Annotated in this window: 22 protein-coding genes; 13 read left to right on the top strand and 9 right to left on the bottom strand. The window is 72.3% G+C overall.

Features of this window, described 5'->3' with window-relative positions; translation table 11 throughout:
- The first annotated feature begins 9 nt into the window (after positions 1 to 9).
- A complete protein-coding gene (locus IE241_RS29375; protein ID WP_190024875.1) occupies positions 10 to 276 on the top strand; it encodes a helix-turn-helix domain-containing protein in 267 nt (88 codons plus the stop codon).
- 105 nt (positions 277 to 381) lie between these two features.
- Here the strand turns inward: IE241_RS29375 and IE241_RS29370 are convergent, their stop codons facing one another.
- Together IE241_RS29370 and IE241_RS29365 are read right to left on the bottom strand one after the other, a co-directional pair.
- The gene (locus IE241_RS29370) at positions 382 to 993 is read right to left on the bottom strand and encodes a hypothetical protein (protein ID WP_229899984.1); all 612 of its coding nucleotides are present in this window, start codon (positions 991 to 993) and stop codon (positions 382 to 384) included.
- A 58-nt stretch (positions 994 to 1051) separates the two neighbouring features.
- A complete protein-coding gene (locus IE241_RS29365; RefSeq protein WP_190024874.1) occupies positions 1052 to 2809 on the bottom strand; it encodes an ABC transporter ATP-binding protein in 1758 nt (585 codons plus the stop codon).
- 256 nt (positions 2810 to 3065) lie between these two features.
- On the opposite strand from IE241_RS29365, the gene lxmA reads away from it, so the two are divergent.
- From lxmA to lxmJ, 9 genes are all read left to right on the top strand, one after another.
- Entirely contained in the window at positions 3066 to 3281 is a 216-nt protein-coding gene (gene lxmA / locus IE241_RS29360) for a lexapeptide family class V lantibiotic (protein WP_179084717.1), read from the top strand.
- Positions 3282 to 3399: 118 nt separating this feature from the next.
- The gene (lxmD, locus tag IE241_RS29355; protein ID WP_190024873.1) at positions 3400 to 3999 is read left to right on the top strand and encodes a peptide terminal cysteine decarboxylase LxmD; all 600 of its coding nucleotides are present in this window, start codon (positions 3400 to 3402) and stop codon (positions 3997 to 3999) included.
- On the top strand, positions 3996 to 4955 hold the full coding sequence (locus IE241_RS29350) for a hypothetical protein (protein ID WP_190024872.1): 960 nt from the start codon (positions 3996 to 3998) through the stop codon (positions 4953 to 4955). Before lxmD ends, IE241_RS29350 begins: the two co-directional genes overlap by 4 nt.
- On the top strand, positions 4952 to 6175 hold the full coding sequence (lxmK, locus tag IE241_RS29345; RefSeq protein WP_190024871.1) for a class V lanthionine synthetase subunit LxmK: 1224 nt from the start codon (positions 4952 to 4954) through the stop codon (positions 6173 to 6175). Before IE241_RS29350 ends, lxmK begins: the two co-directional genes overlap by 4 nt.
- Complete coding sequence (locus tag IE241_RS29340) at positions 6172 to 7278, top strand: T3SS effector HopA1 family protein (RefSeq protein WP_229899983.1); 1107 nt, start codon at positions 6172 to 6174, stop codon at positions 7276 to 7278. Before lxmK ends, IE241_RS29340 begins: the two co-directional genes overlap by 4 nt.
- Positions 7279 to 7284: 6 nt before the next feature.
- Positions 7285 to 8100, top strand: a complete 816-nt coding sequence (locus tag IE241_RS29335) for a class I SAM-dependent methyltransferase (RefSeq protein ID WP_190024870.1) — start codon at positions 7285 to 7287, stop codon at positions 8098 to 8100.
- Positions 8101 to 8138: 38 nt separating this feature from the next.
- On the top strand, positions 8139 to 9455 hold the full coding sequence (locus IE241_RS29330) for a M16 family metallopeptidase (protein WP_190024869.1): 1317 nt from the start codon (positions 8139 to 8141) through the stop codon (positions 9453 to 9455).
- A complete protein-coding gene (locus IE241_RS29325; protein ID WP_190024868.1) occupies positions 9452 to 10747 on the top strand; it encodes a M16 family metallopeptidase in 1296 nt (431 codons plus the stop codon). Before IE241_RS29330 ends, IE241_RS29325 begins: the two co-directional genes overlap by 4 nt.
- On the top strand, positions 10744 to 11730 hold the full coding sequence (lxmJ, locus tag IE241_RS29320; protein WP_190024867.1) for a F420-dependent peptide dehydroalanine reductase LxmJ: 987 nt from the start codon (positions 10744 to 10746) through the stop codon (positions 11728 to 11730). The genes IE241_RS29325 and lxmJ overlap by 4 nt, the downstream gene beginning before the upstream one ends.
- 75 nt (positions 11731 to 11805) lie before the next feature.
- On the opposite strand, the gene IE241_RS29315 is transcribed toward lxmJ, so the two are convergent.
- Both IE241_RS29315 and IE241_RS29310 read right to left on the bottom strand, forming a co-directional pair.
- The gene (locus tag IE241_RS29315) at positions 11806 to 12255 is read right to left on the bottom strand and encodes a hypothetical protein (RefSeq protein ID WP_190024866.1); all 450 of its coding nucleotides are present in this window, start codon (positions 12253 to 12255) and stop codon (positions 11806 to 11808) included.
- 176 nt (positions 12256 to 12431) lie between these two features.
- The gene (locus IE241_RS29310) at positions 12432 to 12878 is read right to left on the bottom strand and encodes an ATP-binding protein (protein ID WP_229899979.1); all 447 of its coding nucleotides are present in this window, start codon (positions 12876 to 12878) and stop codon (positions 12432 to 12434) included.
- A 151-nt stretch (positions 12879 to 13029) separates the two neighbouring features.
- Between IE241_RS29310 and IE241_RS29305 the strand changes: the two genes are divergently transcribed.
- From IE241_RS29305 to IE241_RS29295, 3 genes are read left to right on the top strand one after another with little or no spacing between them, the layout of a single operon-like run.
- Positions 13030 to 13881, top strand: coding sequence for a helix-turn-helix domain-containing protein (locus IE241_RS29305; RefSeq protein WP_190024865.1), 852 nt, complete (start codon positions 13030 to 13032; stop codon positions 13879 to 13881).
- 3 nt (positions 13882 to 13884) lie between these two features.
- A complete protein-coding gene (locus tag IE241_RS29300; protein WP_308433760.1) occupies positions 13885 to 14082 on the top strand; it encodes a DUF397 domain-containing protein in 198 nt (65 codons plus the stop codon).
- Complete coding sequence (locus IE241_RS29295) at positions 14079 to 14309, top strand: DUF397 domain-containing protein (protein WP_190024864.1); 231 nt, start codon at positions 14079 to 14081, stop codon at positions 14307 to 14309. The genes IE241_RS29300 and IE241_RS29295 overlap by 4 nt, the downstream gene beginning before the upstream one ends.
- Here IE241_RS29295 and IE241_RS29290 read toward each other — a convergent pair.
- From IE241_RS29290 to IE241_RS29265, 5 genes are all read right to left on the bottom strand, one after another.
- Positions 14214 to 14594: a hypothetical protein gene (locus IE241_RS29290; RefSeq protein ID WP_190024863.1), complete on the bottom strand. Its 381-nt coding sequence runs from the start codon at positions 14592 to 14594 to the stop codon at positions 14214 to 14216. The genes IE241_RS29295 and IE241_RS29290 overlap by 96 nt on opposite strands.
- Positions 14591 to 15115, bottom strand: a complete 525-nt coding sequence (locus IE241_RS29285; protein ID WP_190024862.1) for a PH domain-containing protein — start codon at positions 15113 to 15115, stop codon at positions 14591 to 14593. The genes IE241_RS29290 and IE241_RS29285 overlap by 4 nt, the downstream gene beginning before the upstream one ends.
- 304 nt (positions 15116 to 15419) lie before the next feature.
- Positions 15420 to 15932: a DUF2505 family protein gene (locus tag IE241_RS29275; RefSeq protein ID WP_190024861.1), complete on the bottom strand. Its 513-nt coding sequence runs from the start codon at positions 15930 to 15932 to the stop codon at positions 15420 to 15422.
- A gap of 44 nt (positions 15933 to 15976) precedes the next feature.
- Positions 15977 to 16381 (bottom strand): pyridoxamine 5'-phosphate oxidase family protein, encoded by a 405-nt coding sequence (locus IE241_RS29270; RefSeq protein WP_190024860.1) that lies wholly within the window; start codon positions 16379 to 16381, stop codon positions 15977 to 15979.
- Positions 16382 to 16406: 25 nt separating this feature from the next.
- Positions 16407 to 16988 (bottom strand): Uma2 family endonuclease, encoded by a 582-nt coding sequence (locus tag IE241_RS29265; protein ID WP_190024859.1) that lies wholly within the window; start codon positions 16986 to 16988, stop codon positions 16407 to 16409.
- Positions 16989 to 17328 lie beyond the last annotated feature (340 nt).

Raw genomic sequence — 17328 nt, 5'->3', positions numbered from 1 at the left:
GGAATCCGGATGAGATCAGCGATTGCCGAGGGACAGCACGACTTCACCACGCTCACGGACCGCGAGGTGGAGGTCCTGCTCCTGCTGGCCTCGGGGGAACAGAACAGGCGCCTCGCACGGCGGCTGGGGATCGCGGAGCGGACCGTACGCGCCCACACCGCGAACATCGTGCGCAAGCTCGACCTGCGGTCCAGGTTCGAGGCGGCGATCGTGTCGCATGTGTACGCGGAGGACATCAGGAACCTGTGCAGCGCGGGCGGCAGGGTGGCCGCGTAGCCCCGTAGGCGATCCCGTAGCCCGTAGCCCATAGCCCGTAGAAGGACAAACAGGCCCCGTCGGAGGTTCTCCGGCGGGGCCTTCATGGTGGTCCGGGCGGGGCGCTCACCCCGGGAGCAGTTCGGCGGCGGCCTCGATGGCCACCATCCACATCGGCTGTCCGCCGGTGCCGAACGCCGCGGCGAGCGCGTAGCCGACGGAGGCGTCGGCGGGGGAGACGTCCGCCCCCTCCTTCCACTCGGCCAGCACCAGGCCGTCGCCGTCGGAGGAGAAGTCCCCGATGTGCTGCCCGTCCTTCAGCAGCCGGCTGCCGGCGATGGAGTCCGGCACCAGGCGGTACGCGGTGCCGTCGCGGGTGACGTCCACGGCGTACGAGCGGCGCGACAGCTTGCCCTTGGCCGGCGCGAGGGCGACGGCGTCCCCGTCGACGGTCATGGTCAGGTGCTCGCCGTTGCGGGTGCCGATGGGGACGTGGGCGTCGGTCTCCGCCTCGGCGGCGCGGTCCAGAGCGGCCGGGGGTATGGCGTCGCCCAGGACCTCCACCCAGCCCTCCTCGTCGTTCAGCAGGACGGTGATCTCGCCGAAGCGGTCGTCATGGACGGGGCCGGTGGGGGCTTCGTCCTCGGTGAGGGCCTCGTCGTCCTCGGGGACGGCGGGCTTGCTGTCGGTCGAGTGGGTCGCGTCGGTCGAGTGGGTCGAGTGGGTCGCGTGTGTCATGTGGGGGGTACTCCTTCAGTGTGGTCAGTACTGATGGTCAGTGCGAGACGGCGCGTGGTCAGTGCGAGACGGCGAGCTGCGTGGCCGCCAGGTCCCGGTAGAGCTCGTCACGGTCCAGTAGTTCCTCGTGCCGTCCATGGTCACGCACCCGGCCGCCTTCCAGAAGGACGAGCCGGTCCGCGGACGTCACCGTGGAGAGCCGGTGCGCGATGAGCAGCACCGTGCAGTGCTCCGCGGCCTTCTCCACGGTCCGGCGCAGCGCCGTCTCGCTCAGGCCGTCCAGGTGCGCGGTGACCTCGTCGAGCAGCAGCACCTGCGGGCGGCGCAGCAGGGCGCGGGCGATGGCCAGCCGCTGCCGCTGGCCGCCGGAGAGGGCGGTGCCGCGGGCGCCGACGGCGGTGTCCAGCCCGTCGGGCAGCCCTGCGACGTACGTGTCGAGCAGGGTCTGGCGCAGGACTTCGGCGATCTGCTCCTCCGTGGCGTCGGGCGCCGCGTACAGCAGGTTCTCGCGGATCGTGCCGGCGAGCATGGGCGCGTCCTGCTCGACGTAGGCGATGCGGCGGCGCACTTCGGCCCGGCTGAGCGTGGCGATGTCGGTGTCGCCGAGGAGGATCCGGCCGCCGTCCACGTCGTAGAAGCGCTGGAGCAGGGAGAAGACGGTGGTCTTGCCGGTGCCCGAGGGGCCTATGACGGCGGTGACCTTGCCGGCGGGGGCGGTGAAGGCGACGCCGTCGAGGACGGGGGTGCGGCCCGGGTAGGCGAAGGTGACGCCGTCGAGGACGACGCGGGGCGGCGGGCCCGTGGGGCGGGCGGGCACGGTGTCGACGTCGTCCTCGGTCTCCATCTGCGTGACCTCCTCGATGCGGGCGAGGGCGCCGAGGCCCTGCTGCAGCGAGGTCGTGCCGCCGACGAGGGAGAGGATCGGCCCGCCGAGGTTGAACAGGTAGAGCAGGAAGGCGATCAGGGCGGCGAGGTCGAGCGTCCCGGTGGCGACCAGGGCGCCGCCGAAGCCGATCACGGCCAGGAAGGAGGCCTGGACGACCATGCCGGTGAGGACGGCGATGATGGCCTGGTAGCGGGCGCCGACGAGACCGGCGCGGTAGGCGTCCTCGGCGGCGGCCACGGCCCGTGCGGTCTCCGTCGCCTCCCCGCCGTTGGCCTTCACCGTGCGGGCGGCGCCGAGGGCGCGGTCGAGTGCGGCGCCGATGTCGCCCACCGACTCCTGGGAGCGCGTGGTCACCCGGCGGATCCGCGGCATGACCACGCCCACGGAGACGCCCGCCACGATGAGCACGCCCGAGGTGATGCCGAGCAGCGGCAGGCTGGTGATGCCCATCAGGACGATGGTGGCGAGCAGGTGGATGCCGCCGTCCACGAGCTGGATCAGCCCGTTGGTGGCGGCGTGCTGCACGAGCGTGCTGTCGGAGGTGACGCGGGTCGTCAGGCCGCCGGGCTCCACGCGGTCCAGCTCGGCGGTACGCAGCCGGATCAGACGGGTGATCAGGCCGCGGCGTACGTGCAGGACCACCCGCTCCGCCGTCCGCTCGCTCAGCCAGGACTGGGCCCAGGTGAGCCCGATCGAGACCGCGAGCAGCCCGAGCAGCAGCAGGAGTGTGTTGCGCAGGCTGCCGCCGGTCATGAGCGCGGTCAGCGCGTCCTGGATGACCATGGGCTGGGCGAGTCCGGCAGCGCTGCCCCCCAAAGTCAGCAGCAGCACCAGCGCGAGGACACGGCGGTGCGGGCGCGCGTACGCGAGCAGGGCGCGCAGCGGAGGCCGCGGGGCGGTCGTGGTGTCGTGCGCTTCAGGTGATTTCACCCTCGTAGTTCTAGCTCCCTTACGCGGGCGCGCGAAATTGGCGGTTGCGGCAATGCCGGGTGCGGCAATGCCATGCGGGGCAATGCCGTTGGGGGCGTTGCCGGGTCGGGCAATGCCCTTTGCGGCATGGCCGCTAGTGGCAATAGCGGAGCCGTTCCGGGCCGGGTGAATATCTACCTGTCCGCAGCGGACACCGGGTCGGAAGACACCAACTCCCGCTCCCGGAAACCACTTTGAGAATGTGGAGACATTCATCATGCAGAACGTCACCGAGAAGGACCTGTTCGACGGCTACACCGCCTACACCTCCGCCGAGGAGCTGGGCCTGTACGACGGCAAGGACGCCGCCCCGGCCTTCAGCCCCACCATCCCGTGGGCGATCCGCGCCGGCCTGATCACCGCCCGCTCCTCGCAGCAGTGCGCCGCGGCGATCGGTTCCTTCACCGCCCGCACGATCGAGAGCAAGTGCTGATCACTCCGTGAGCCGCGGGGGCCGGCCGGGCGCGTACACCGCACCGGCCGGCCCCCGGCCCCGGCCCCCGATCCTCAGAAGTTCACTTTCTCCAGGCCCACCGAAGGAGGCCCGTGCCATGGAAATTCCCGACGCCGGATTCCGGCGCGTCCTCGTGGTGGGCACGGGAGCGCTCAGCGTCTCCTTCCTGCCCTTCTGGATCAACTGGCTGCAGGATTCCTTTCCGGCGCTGGAGAAACGGATCGCCCTGACCCGTTCCGCCCGCCGCTTCGTCTCGCCCGACGCCATTGCGGCCCTTTCCCGCCAGGACGTCTTCACCGACGACTGGGACTGCGCGCCGCCCGGCAAGGCCCCGCACGTCGAACTCGCCGCCTGGGCCGACCTCGTCCTCGTGCACCCGGCCACGGTGCACTTCCTGAGCCGGTACGCACTGGGGCTCGCCGACACCCCCGTGCTGCTGGCCCTCCAGACCACCCGGGCCGTGGTGGGAGTGGCCCCCGCACTCCCGCCGGCCGCTCAGCACAGCCCGGTGGTCCAGGGTCATCTGGCGGCGCTGCGCGCCCGCCCCGGAGTCGTCGTCGCCCCGACCGTGCCCGCGGAGAGCGCCACCACGGGTGAGCGGGACGACGGGGGTGCGGCGCCCATGCCGGAACTGTTCCGGCTGTGTGCCGCGTACAAGGCGAGGCTGACGCAACCGGAACCGGAGCCGCAGCCGTGACGCCCCCCGACGACGCCGGCGAACTCGTAGGCGAATACGTCACCGGCCTCCAGCACACCCGTGTGCACCGCTCGGCGCACGGCGGCTTCGTCTGGTGGCACCGGCCGGGCGCGCTCCGCCCCCGCCCGCTCGCCGCACCCGCCGCGGCGGCCGTACCGGACCTGTCCGGCGTACCCGGCGCCGCGCTGCTCGTCACCCCTGTTTCCTTCGGTGACGGTCTGCTTCACCATGCGCCGGGAGCGGTGTCCGCGGTCACCTGGCTGGCCGACCCGCGGCCGGGGGCACGGCAGTTGGCGGCGCACGCCCTCGCCGCCGCCGGTCGTTCCCTGCGCGCGCTGCACGGTACGCCGCTGCCGCCCGGCCTCCCCCCGGGGCCGCCGGAGTCCTTGCGGCGGATGCGCGCGTGGGCCGACGGTGCCGACGGTGCGGACGGGCTTCTGCCCGGTGCGGCGCGCCTGCGCGAGGTCACCCTCGCCGCGTGGGGATCCGCCCGGCTGGAGCGGGTCCGTGCGTGGTGGGAGGAGGCCGTCGAGCCGCCGGTCCCCTCGCTGATCCACGGCGGGGCCTCCCTCGGAGCGCTCATACCGCCCCTGCACCGGGGCCGGACCGCGCTGCTCACCGGGGAGGACCTCGCCGCCGGAAGCCCCGCGCTCGACCTCGGCTGGCTGCTCGGCGACCTCGCCGAACTCGCCTGGTCGGCGGGGCGGTACGGGTCCGATGACACCGTTGGCGGGCCGGATCTGCGGCAGGTGCTGCTGGCTGGATACGGCCCGGGTCCGGGCGGAGGCCCCGACCCGGCGGCCGTCGCCCGCGCCGCCGTCCTGCGCGTCGTCACCCACATGCAGGACTTCGCCTCCTACTGCGACTGGAGCGAGGAACTGCACGACTACATCGCCTTCACTGCCGAGCTGATCGATGAGGAGGGCCGCCGGGCGGTCCCCGGAGGAACGTCATGACCACCACCATGTCCGAGACGGCGACCATGTCCGAGACGGCCACCGCGTCCGAACAGCCCACGCTGCAGCGGTTCCAGCCCACCGACCTCGACGCCTCGCCCGAGGTGAACGCCCTGCTCGAACGGCTCGGCCTCGGCCGCCTCGCCACCGAGGGCCTGACCTCCTTCGGCGGCCGCAACGACAACTGGGCCGGCCGCACCGGCGGCGGACACCAGGTGTTCGTGAAGACCGTGGCCCGTACGCCCGAGGGCGGGAGCCCCCAGCTGGAGCGCGCCCTGGCCTTCGAAGGCCTCGCCCGGCGCCTGCCGGCCGGCTCGCCGCTGCGCACGCCCGCCCACCTCGGCTCGGACCGTACGGCCGCCGTCGGCGTCTACCGGCTGCTGCCCGGTGCCCGCTCCGGCTCCGAGCTCGCCCTCGACGACGAGTTCGACGAGGAGCTCTGCCGCGAGGCGGGGCGGGCCATCGGCGCCCTGCACGCGCTCCCCGCCGGTCCGGAGGAGGGCGCGGGCGGCTGTACGGACGACGCCTCCGCCATCGACGCCCCCGCCATCGACACAGAGGAAGCGCCGCTCCCGCCCATGCCCTGGCTGGAAGCCCTGCCGTGGAGTGCCGTGCAGGAGCGCAGCATGGGCCAGATCGCCGCCTGGCGGCTGGTGCAGGACGACGCCGACGTCATCGCCGCGCTGTACGCCCTGCGCGCCGCCGAACACGCCGCACCGCATGCACCCACCCACTGCGACCTGCGCTTCGACCAGTTCCTGCGGCACGACGGGACGCTCTACCTCTGCGACTGGGAGGAGTTCCGGCTCGCCGACCCGGCCCGTGACGTCGGCGCCTTCGCCGGTGAGTGGCTCTTCCACGCCACGTACCAGGTGTTCGCCCCGGGCGCCGAACAGGGCGGCCCCGCGGCCGGGTTCGGCCTCGACCACGCGGAGATCATCGAGCGCGGCGCGGCGAGCCTGCGCCGCCACACCCCCCGGATCACCGCCTTCTGGCAGGGCTACCTCGAACAGCACACCCCCGACCCCGGGCTCGCCGAGCGGGCCGCGGCCTTCGCGGGCTGGCACATGTTCGACCGGCTGCTCGCCACGGCCGAGCTGCACGCGACCCTCAACCCGGTCGCCCGCGCCGCCGCGGGCATCGGCCGGACGCTGCTACTCAACCCGGCGGGCGCCGTCGCCACCCTCGGATTCACCCAGCCCTCCGGGAGCTCCCGATGACTCTCACGACCCTCATGACCGACACCGTCGACACGACCGACACCCCGATTGTCCCGGCGCGGGGCCTCACCCCCGGGCTCGCCGCCGCCCTTGAGACCGTCTCGGTCCGGGGCGACGGCTGCCAGGCCACCGTCGCCGGGCGCTCCCTTTCCGCCGACAGCCCGCGTGACCTGCGCGGACGCCTCACCAACGCGCTCTACGAGGAGCTGCACGCGGGCCGTGACGGCAAGGCGCGCGACGCGGACACGCCGCCGCGGCGGAGCCTGCGCGACCCCGGCCTGGAGCGCCGCCTGGCCGCCGCCGTCCCGCACGAGCGCACGCCCACCCGCGGGCAGCTGATCGAGGTCGTCCGCGGGTCCGGCGCCGACGGTGGCGACGATGGCGACGGCAGCGGCGACCAGCTGATCGTCCGCCTCCCCGAGGTCACGGCCCGCGTCCCCGCCGACCGGCTGCTGACGCCCGGCACCCCCGAGCCCGGCCAGACCGTCGAACTCTCCCTCGAAGCCGCCCGGCCCGCGCTCTCCCCCGGCTTCTTCTACGTCATGGGCTCGCGGGCGCTGCCCCGCCCCACGGGCGCCGTGCGCCGGATCTTCCTGCACGCGGCCGACGCGGACAGTGCCGTCGTCCTGTGGGGGGTCGCCCTGACCGCCCTGGAGCGGGCGGAGGCCCGCTACCACGCCAAGGTCCTCTCCGACCCGCAGGACTACCCGCGCCGCGACGCCGTCGTCGTCTACCTGCACGGCGACCACGTACCGGGCGAGCAGGCCGTCGTCCGTGCGGTGGCAGAGCTCCCCGGGAAGGGCACGGAGACCTCCGTCTTCACCGAGCGGCTCGCACCGGGCGTGGCCGCGTCCTGGGACCCCGAGGACCCGCGCCCCGGCCAGGACGGCATGAGCTTCGGCCAGCACCGCGCCTTCGCCCTGGCCACCGCCCTCATCGACCACGCCCTGAGCCGGGACGCGGCCGCCGGGACCCGCGAGGACCACATCGTGCGGTCCTTCCGCGAGGCGGGCATCGACCCGTGGCGGCCCGACCGCAACCTGACTTCGCCCTCCTCCGCCAACCCTGCCCGCCCCGCCCACCACCACGTCTCCGGGAGCTGAGCCGACATGACCACCGCCACCGCAGTGACCGACGAGGCCGTAGTGACCGACAGTGCCGAAGCCGGCATGAGCGGCTTCGCCGTCGCCATCACCGCCGCCTACAGCGACGCCCTCGCCGAGGTCTACGACGACATCTACCCGGGCACCCCCGACCTGGAGGACATCGGCGACTTCCTGCTCACCCTCACCGAGCCCGGCGTGAGCGTCCTCGAACTCGGCGTCGGTACGGGCCGGGTGGCGCTCCCGCTCGCCGACAAGGGCTTCGCCGTCCACGGCGTCGACGCCTCCGAGGGCATGCTCGCCCGCCTCGCCGAGAAGGACCCGGAGGGGCGCATCACCCCCGTCCTCGGCGACTTCGCCACGCTCGACCTCGGCCGCACCTTCGACGTCGTGCTCGCCCCGTTCAACGCCCTGTGCTGCGCCGTCACCCCGGCCGAGCAGATCGCCCTCATCCACGCCGTCGCCCGCCACACCGCGCCGGGCGGGCACGTGGTGATCGAGACGTTCGACCCGAGCGACTACCACGTGCAGAAGAAGAACGAGGTGAACACGTACCCGATCGGCACCCGCGGAGCCATGATCGAGTCCGTCGGGGTGCTGCCCGCCTCGCAGAACATGATGATGCAGAACACCCTCTTCCTCGACGGGGAAGCGCCCAAGTCCGCGACCACGGTCATGCGGTACCTGTGGCCCAGCGAGCTGGACCTGCTGGCGGGCCTCGCGCGGCTGGAGCTCGCGGACCGCTACGCAGGCTGGCAGAAGCAGCCCTTCGACGGCGGCGACAGCCGGAAGATGGTCGTCTCCGTCTACCGGCCGCTGTGAGCAGGGGGGTTACGGACCCGCCCACCGTGCACCCTGCCGTGCACCCCGCTGTGGGCCCCGCTGTGCACCCCGCCGTCCTCACCCGCCGGCTGGGCAACGGCCTGCGCCTCACGGTCGAGCCCGACGCCGGGCCCGGCCGCGGGCTCGTCGCCGTGGCCCTCACCGTCGCCGCGGGCGGCGACCACGACCCCGCGGGCCGCCACGGCACGGCTCACCTGGTGGAGCACCTGATGTTCCCCCGGGGCACGGACGCGGACCCGGACTCGGACCGGGACGGTCACATCGGCCGGGTCGAGGGCGCGGGCGGCATGTGCAACGCGGAGACCCACCGCGACCACACCGTCTTCCACACCGTCGCCCCGGCGGACGCCCTCCCCGGCATCCTGGAGGGCGAGGCGCGCCGCCTGCTGGAATTCGCCCCGTCCGACGCGGCCGTCCGCACCGAGACGGAGATCATCGGCGAGGAGATCCGGGGCGCGGTCGGCGGCGGCCGGCTGTGGGACACGGCGTACGCCTCACTCCACCCCGGCAGCCGCGACAGCTACGGCACGGTCGCCGAACTCCGCCACGCCACGGCCGCCGAGGCCCTCGCCTTCCACCGCGCGCACTACACGGCCGGGGCGATGGCGCTCACGGTCGTGGGGGACGTGGAAGCCGCGTGGGTCGCGGAGCGGGTGGCGGAGCTGTTCGGGGGAGTACCTGCGGGGCCTGCCCGAAAGAGCGTGACACCCGCCGCGGCACCTGCGGCACCGGGCAGCATCCCGTACGCCGCCTCCGGCGTCGCCCTCGCCCACCCCCTCCCGGACGCGGTGAGCGAGCGGGACGCCTACCTCGCGCACGTGGTGCTCGCCGAGCTGCTGGGGCGGGGACGCCTCTCCCGTGCCGTACGCGCGGATGCCCGGTACCGGCTCACTGCGGCGAGCATCCACTGCGGCTACTACGGGCAGTGGCTCGCGACGGCTGCGCCCGACCTGGCCATGGTCCTGCTGGGGCGGGCGCCCGGCACCGCCGTCGGAGAAGCGGTGGACGCCTGGCGCGAGATCCTGCGGGAGACGGCGGATGCCCCTCCCTCCGACGTCGAACACCGGCGCGCCGTCAACGCGTTGCTGGTGAACTGCCACCGCCACGCGGACTCCCTCACGGCCCGGGCGGTCGCGCACGGCCGGGCCGCCCTGCTGTTCCCCGCCGAGGACGCTGCGGGCAAGGACGCTCCGGGCAAGGGCGCTCCGGGCAACGGTCCGGACGCGCTGCCGGGGCAGCTGGCCCGCGTCACTCCGGCGGAGGTGTCGGCCGCCGCCCGCAGGCTCCTCACCGCACCGTACGGCGTGACCGAACTCGTAGGAGGCACCCAGTGAAGCGCCCCTCGGCGCGCAGCACGCTCGGCAACGGCCTGCAGGTCGTCGCCGTCGAGGCCCCGGGCGCGCCCCTGGCCGAGATCCGGCTCGTCGTCCCGTACGCCCTGACGGATCCGCGGGAGGCGCCCGTACGCGAGCGGCTCGCCGCCCGCCTGGGCACCGCCAGCACGACCCGCGACCGTCAGGCCGTCGCCGACCGGACGGCGGACCTCGGCGCGGAACTGTCCACGGTCGTCACCGTGGAGCAGCTGCTGCTGTCGGTCAGCGTGCTGTCCGAAGGGCTGCCGGGGGCGCTGGAACTCCTGGGAGACCTGCTCGTCCGCCCGGCCTACCGCGAGGACGAACTGCCGTCGCCCGTACGGAGATCAGTGGCCGGCCATGTACCTGCGGCCGGTCCCCGGACCGTCCTGCGCCGCGCCGTCCTGACCCACGCCTTCGGCCCGCACCCGCTGGCGGCGGAGCCCGCGCCCGCGCCGCCGTCACCGGTGACGGCGGACGAGCTGTACGCCCTGCACCGCCGTGCCGTGGTCCCCGCGGGATCGGTGCTCCTGGTGATGACGGGCGCGGCCCCTGACCACGTCCTGCAGCTGGTCACCGAGCACCTCGGCCCGTGGACAGGCGGGCCGTCCGGCCTGGTCCTGCCGCCCTTCCGGCGCGCGGAGCCCACGCCCGGCCGGCTGGCCCTGCAGCACCCGGGCGCCGGACAGGCCCTCCTCCTGACGGCGGGCCCGGCCGCACCGTCCACCGACCCCGGTCACGCCGCGCTCCACCTCGCCCGGCTCGTCCTCGGCGGCCACTCCTCGTCCCGGCTCACCCGGCGGCTGCGGGAGCGGCACGCGCTGGCCTACGCGGTCTCCGCCGACCTCCGCGAGAACGCCGCGGGCAGCTGGCTGGAGATCGAGTGCGCGGGCGCCCCGGGCACGGCGGACCGTATGGCGGCGGAGGTCGGGGACGTCCTGCGTGAACTCGCCGACGACGGCCCCACGCCCCGCGAGACCGAGCGCGTCCGCCGCTACGCCGCCGGGTTCACCCGCTTCGCCCTCGCGACGCGGGCGGAGGAGGCGAGCGCGCTCGCCGGGTTCGTGGCGAGGGGCCTGGACGTGGACTGGCTGCCGGAGTACGCGGAGGCGCTGGGCGCCGTGACCCACTCCCAGGTGGCCGAAGCGGCGGCGGGCTTCCTGCAGCCGGCGCGCACGCTGACGGCGACGATCGACGACACGGCCACGATCGACGACACGGCCACGGCCGACGACACGGCCACGGCCGACGACCAGGAAGGAACGGCCCGGTGAGCGTGAACACGGGCAAGAGCACGACCCCTGCGGTCCTCTACCCCCTCCAGCCGGACCACCCGGACCTGGTGACCCCCTTCGCCGCGCTCGTGCAGCGCTCCGGCGCCCGGCGCCTGTGGCTGTGCCAGTCCTTCAAGGCCGAGCCGCACCAGGTGCTGGCGTACCTCGCCGGAGCCGGGTACGGCGACGTGTCCGTCGGTACGAGCGTGGGTGTCATGCCGCTGCGCCATCCGTACGAGGCGGCGCACCAGGCCCGTTCGCTGGCGCTGCTCACGGGGCGGCCGGTGGTGGCCGGATTCGGCATCGGCACCCCCGACTTCGTGGCCGCCCTGACCGGCAGCCCGTACAAGAGTCCCCGCACGGCCGTCCGCGACTACCTGACCTCCGTACGGGCCCTGCTGGACGGCGAGGCCGTCGACCACGACGGCCCGTACCACCGCCTCGACGCGAGGCTGCTGCCGCTGGACCACGAGCCGGTGGAGGTCGGGGCGGGCGTGCTGCGGGCGGGCATGGCCCGTACGGCCGGTGAGGTCGCCGATGTCGCGATCACCTGGATGACGCCGCCCGCGTACCTCCGCGACGTCCTCGTCCCGGCGCTGCAGGAGGGCGCCGACGCCGCGGGCCGCCCGGCGCGCCCGCGCGTCGCGACGGCCGTGCACGTCGCGGTCGCCCGCCCGGGCCGCGACCTGCGCCGCACGGCCCTCGCCGGGGCCGGGGAACACCTCAAGGGCCCGCACTACGCCGACATGCTCCGCCGCGCGGGCGTCCCCCTCGACCCGGCGGACCCGTCCGCGACGGCGACGGCCCTCCTGGACCACTCCGTGGTCGTCACGGGCACTCCGGAGGAGATCGCGGAGCGCCTGGCCGAGTACCGCGGCAGCGGCGTCGACGAGGTCATGCTGAACCCGGCGGGCGTGATGCTCACGGAGGGGGTCCACGCGGCGGTGGAGGACATGGAGGAGATCATCGCGGCGTGCGGGTGAACTGGTGAAGTAAAGACGGCGGTGGGGCGGGCGGGCCGAAACGGCCCTCCCGCCCCACGCTTGCTCGTCCCGGTCCTACTCCTGGTTGAGCGGGCTCACGAACTCCAGGGTGAAGGTCTCCTGGAACTCGGGCTTCGGCTCGACGAGCGTGATCTGCGCACCACGGTGGCCGGCACGCCAGGCGTGCTGCTGCTTCTCCGACAGGATCTTGATCCCGCCGATGACGCGCTCGAAGACGAACTTCTCCCATTCGCCGCGCGGAACGGAGTTGACGAAGAGCTTCCCCTCCGGGACCACGAGGCCCGCCGCCTCGTGATGGGCGAGGTGGATCACGTACGGCGATCCCGGGATGGGCTCGACGGGCTCGATGATCCAGTCCTGCTCGATCGGGAGCGGGTTCATGCGGTCGGTGATGACGGGCGCGCCGTACTTGACGGCGTGCTCGGTGGCCGTCACCAGGGAGGTCGGGCCGATGATGTGGGCGTGGATCTTGTAGATGCCAGGACGTACCGGGATCAGAGGCATGTGCGGAACTTCCTCTCTCTCGCGGTGTGGCAATGCGCCTGACGCGACGTCAGAGCGAACGGGTCCCACCCTCGCGGCACGGCCGACGGGCGTACAGGTCCAGATAGAGCCAAGTCGGCGACGGCGCGGATCGCTCGATCGCGCTTGCGGGTGCGGCGCGACGACGGGGCGCGGCGTCAGGCGGGCGCCGCGCGGGTGAGCTCGCACCAGACGGCCTTGGCCTCGTCGCCGGAGAGCCCTCGGGGCGAGGAGAAGTAGTTCCAGCGGTCGGCGAGCGTCTGCAGGAGTTTGAGCCCGCGCCCGTTGTCGGCGTAGGGATGGCCGGCGCGCGGGCACGGCGGCTCGGCGCACGTGTCCCAGACGGTCATCCGCAGCACCTCCCACTCCGACCAGCGCATCCGGAGCTCGGCGTCACCGGCGGTGTGCACGATGGCGTTGGTGAGCATCTCCCCGGCCAGCAGTTCGGCCCGCCCGGCCAGTTCGCCCAGCCCGTGGGCGGAGAGCGCGGCGCGGAGCGTTGTGCGGGCGACGGGAACGGCGCGCGCGTCGTTCGGGACGCGCAGGCAGTACTCGAAGGGTTCGATCGAGGGAATGGCGACGCCCTTGGGCGCAGGCAGAAGCATGGCACCTCCGGTGGGGTTGGCCGGTGTGACCGGCGCCACTCAACGTAGGGGCAAAAGTTTTGCCCTCGCAACCTGTTAGGCAGAGTTCGCCCGTGAGGGTGGCGCCGTGGCAAAGTGCGCAGCACGCTGACCCGCGGGAGGAAGAGGAGCCATGCCGCCCAGGACGAACCCCACTGCCCGGCAGGTGCGGTTGGGCGCGGAGCTCAAGAGGCTGCGTGAGCGCGCCGACATCACGGCAGCTGCTGCTGCCCGGGCGGTCGGCGTGGATTCATCGAAGATGTCGCTCATCGAGTCGGGTCGCTCGGCGGTGAGCGAGGAGCGGTTGCGCGGGTTGGCCGTTCATTACGGGGTGGACGATGCGCAGCTTGTGGATGCCCTTGCGGCGATGGCCGTAGAACGCAGGCGCGGCTGGTGGGAGGCGTACCGCGGTGTACTGCCCGCGATCCTCCTGGACTTGGCTGAGCTTGAACATCACGCGGCACGGTTGCGGGCGCTGCAAGTGGTCCACATTCCAGGGCTTTTGCAGACCGAGGGATATGTACGCTCCCTGTACAGAAATACCATGCCCGAACTGTCGGAGCAGGATCTCGATGTGATCGTCGAGTTCCGTGTAAGGCGTCGGCAGATCCTCGATCGCACGGTGCCGACGAGGCTGAATGCCATCATCCATGAAGCCGCCCTCCGCATTAGGGTGGGGGACAGTGCGGTCTCACGCGAGCAGCTGCGATTCATCCTGGAGGCGGCTGACCGGCCGGGCGTGACTGTGCGCGTCGTTCCCTTCGAGCGGGACGCGTTCACCGGTGCGTCGTTCTCGATGCTTTACGCAGAAGCGGCCGTGCGGCGACTTGACACGGTGCAGTTCGACACGGTGCACGGGAGTGTCTTCGTGGACGAAGAGGACGAGGTGCTCGGCTACCGCCGAGTGCTTGACTCGGTGGAGGATGCCGCACTGTCCCAGTCGGAGTCCCGGGACATCATTCATCACATTGCAAAGCAGCTGTAAGAGGTGGGGACGCTGCAGATCGCTTGGCAGAAGAGCACTTATTCGGCCGGAACAACGGGGAACGAGTGTGTGGAAGTGGCTGCGGCGCAAGGCACGATACTGCTCCGCGAAAGTGATGCACCCCGCGTCGTCATATCGTCCACGCCGGGGTCACTCGGCACGCTGATACGCACGCTGAAGGCGAGAGAGGGGCTCAGGTGACCGCCTGGCAGAAGTCGTCGTTCTCCGGGTCCGGGCCGGACAACAGCTGCGTGGAAGTCGCCGCGATCGGCGGGCTCGTCCGGGTGCGTGAGAGCGACGAGCCCGGAACGGTCATAACCGTCCCCCCGGCGTCACTCCGTACCCTCGCAATACTCCCGCTGCGTGCGGGTGCGTTCGATGCGTCGGGCGATGTCCCGCTTCGCGGCCGGGGTCAGGGACTCCGGTAGGGCCTGGAACGAATCAGGCCGGACGTCGAGCATGCTCCGGATCTCCTCACCGGTCACGACCGTGAGAAGCAACTCGCACCGCCACTGGGGCGACACCTCGGGCCGGTGCCGCAGTTCGTGAACGAACAGGGGGAACAGGTAGTGCGTTGCCGCGGGCGCGGCGTGTTCGCGGACCCACTCGACGGGCAGCCGCTGGCTGAAGTCGAGTGTCGCGGCCTCCTGCTCCAGGAGCAGGAGCCGCTCCGTGCTGACGGCACGGATGGTGCGGGGGACCGTATCGGTCATGAAGCCTCCTGCCATTCGGCGGCGACGTGGGCGGATTTCCAGCGGTTGACGATCTCGGTGCGAGGGCCCGCGAGGTTGCCCTCGAAGCGGTCCTGGAGGCCGGGCAGGCACAGCTGCCTGCCACTGTGGAGCCGCACCTGCAGGTGGTAGTAGGGGTGCAGGCTGTACCCGCCGTGCTTCCTGATGTCGACGGAGGCGATGTCCTGCCAGCGGATGAAGCGGCGACGGAAGATGCCGCGGGTGCGGACGCCGTCGGGCGTGGTCCAGGTGCGCCAGATGAAGGCGACGGCGGAGAAGGGGGTGAGGCTGAGCACCATGATCCCGAAGGCGAGCATGAGGTCGGGGCTCGGGTAGTTGGCGACACTGCCCTGCCGGACGCTGCCGTCCCAGTGGTCGAGGTAGTCCGACCAACCGAGGCCGAAGGTCACCCAGAGCAGGCAGAGGATGCCGCAGAGGGTCATGAGGGCCATCCCCACCCACTCACCCTTGCTGACGACGATCCGGTATTCGTTGACGTCCACGTCTGTGAGCGTATGCGGCGATCATGACGGGATCGCCCGGGGGATGCGGTCAGTTGTGCCGCCGGACTCCCGCCCGCCCCTTTGACCTCTCCTGACCTCCCCTGACCTCCCCGGCCGAATCCCGCCGGCACGGGCGCCGCGCCCGGGGCCTACGACGAGGCGGGGCCGGTGTTCATCCACGCCGGGGAGTGCGGCGGGCCGCAGGGCGGCCGGGTCCGTCACCCCGAGCGGGCGGGGGCGGGGCGAGGGCGGGGGCGGCACCGCCGGGGCCTCCCGTGCTCGCGGAGCACGGGAGGCCCTGCGCTCAGCTCGTGCCCTTGCCCTTGTCCAGGCGCTGGTTGAGCGCTTCGCCGAGCTTCTGCCAGTCATTGCGGCTGTGCTTCTCGGCCGTCGACTCCATGAGGCCGCCGACGCCGAAGACCTTGCACTCGATGGTCGTCTCCGCGACGACGCGGCTGCCGCCGTCCGGCGCTTCCTCGACCCGTACCTGCCCCTCCTCCTTGATCTTGTCGGCCAGGGTCGACGGGATCCGGCGCCACGTCCAGATGAGCCGCTGCCGGTCGTAGCGGCTGCTCTCGGTCTCCGAGAAGCCCGAGCCGAGGAGCTTCTGCACCGGAGCGGGGGCGTTCATGGGCGGGATCAGGGTGACCGTGCGTATCAGGTCCCCTTCGGGGGCGTCGTGCCGTTCGGCGACGGCCCATTTCACGTAGTTCAGCCGGTTCCGGTACAGGTCTTCGAGGAATGCGTCGTCCGTGAGCAGAGCCCAGACCTCGGACGCCGCGCCGTTGACGCTCAACTGCACGGTGAACTGAGACATGTTGACACGGTATGCACGTTCTGCGGACGGCGTGGGCGGTTCCGTCAGACCAGCCCCAGCGCCTTCGTGACGGTGATCTCGACCAGGACGCGGTCGGGGTTGGGGGCGGGCATCCGCCCGTACCGCTCGGCGTAGCGGTTGACGGCGTCGGCGATGGCGTCGGCCTCCGTGCGGACGACCGCGCGCCCCTCCAGCGTGGCCCACTTCCGCTCGCCGATCTGGCACACGGCGACCCGCGCACCGTCCGGCCCGGCGGCGAGGATGTTGGCGACCTTGCGGCTGTTCTTGTTGGTGATCACCCGCGCGATCCCGGTCTCGTGGTCGAAGGTGACCCCGACGGGCACGAGGTGCGGGCTGCCGTCGGGGCGGGTGGTGGTGAGGGTGCAGATGTGCCGCTCCCGCCAGAAGTCGACATAGGCGGCGTCGAGATTGCGCAGATCGTGAGCCATGCGGGAAGCGTAGCCGCGGCGGCCTTCAGCTGAGCTCGGACGTTTCAAGGTCGAAAGAGAAGGGGGCGGGGAGGGGGAGCGGCTTGCCGAAGGCGGTCCTGTGCGCGTCCCCGTAGTCCTCGCCTGCGGGCTCGCTGAACAGCGTGACCGTTTCGCACTCGCGGTCCACGAGGAGATAGAGCGGGATACCGGCCCGGGCGTAGCAGTGCCGCTTGGTGATGCGGTCGATGTCCGCCCTGCTGCTGGTCACCTCGACGACCATGGCGATGTCGTTGCACGGCATCCATGGAGGAGCGGAACGGAAGATCCGCAGCTCGCGAGGGGCGAACGTGATGTCGGGGATGATGTGGTTCTTGGGGCAGCGCCCACCCCGGGGCAGGACCAGGCCGGAGTTGGCCGACTGCTGCATGCGGACCGCGGAGTTCGCGTACATCTGCTCGGTGATGATGTCGATGGCGTCCTGATGATCACCTACCGGTGTCGGTGACACGACGATCTCCCCCTCGATGAGCTCGGCCTTGAAGCCTTCAGGGGTCTCCAGGGCCAGAAAGCTCTCCAGGAGGAGCTCTTCCTGTGTAGGCATCGGCTCGTGCGCCATAGCCGTCATGCTGCACCCCCTTGTGGTCGGAAGGCCAGCATTGCCCGGCACCCACCGTGGCGACAGGTAATCCGCAGATCTTCGCGCGAGAGGGTGTACGTCGTACGCCTGTATGACCCGCACCTCCGGTCGGCGCCGCGAGGCGGCCGGAAGAGCGGCTCTGCGCCTCGCGGCGGACCATGGGTACAGGTCCCCGGGAGGGGCGTACGGGGTGGGCGGCCGGCCCGGATTCGGCCCGTCCGTGCCCGGTGGCGCTGGCGCGGGCAAGGTTGAGTGGAATAGGCTCAACTTATCGCATGTTGCCCTAGGCAGGACGGGTCACCGGGACCCCCGGGCAGGATGGCCGCCG

It is taken from the genome of Streptomyces hiroshimensis (assembly GCF_014650335.1).
Classification (GTDB): Bacteria; Actinomycetota; Actinomycetes; order Streptomycetales; family Streptomycetaceae; genus Streptomyces; species Streptomyces hiroshimensis.
This window is presented reverse-complemented; position numbering and strand designations above follow the sequence as displayed.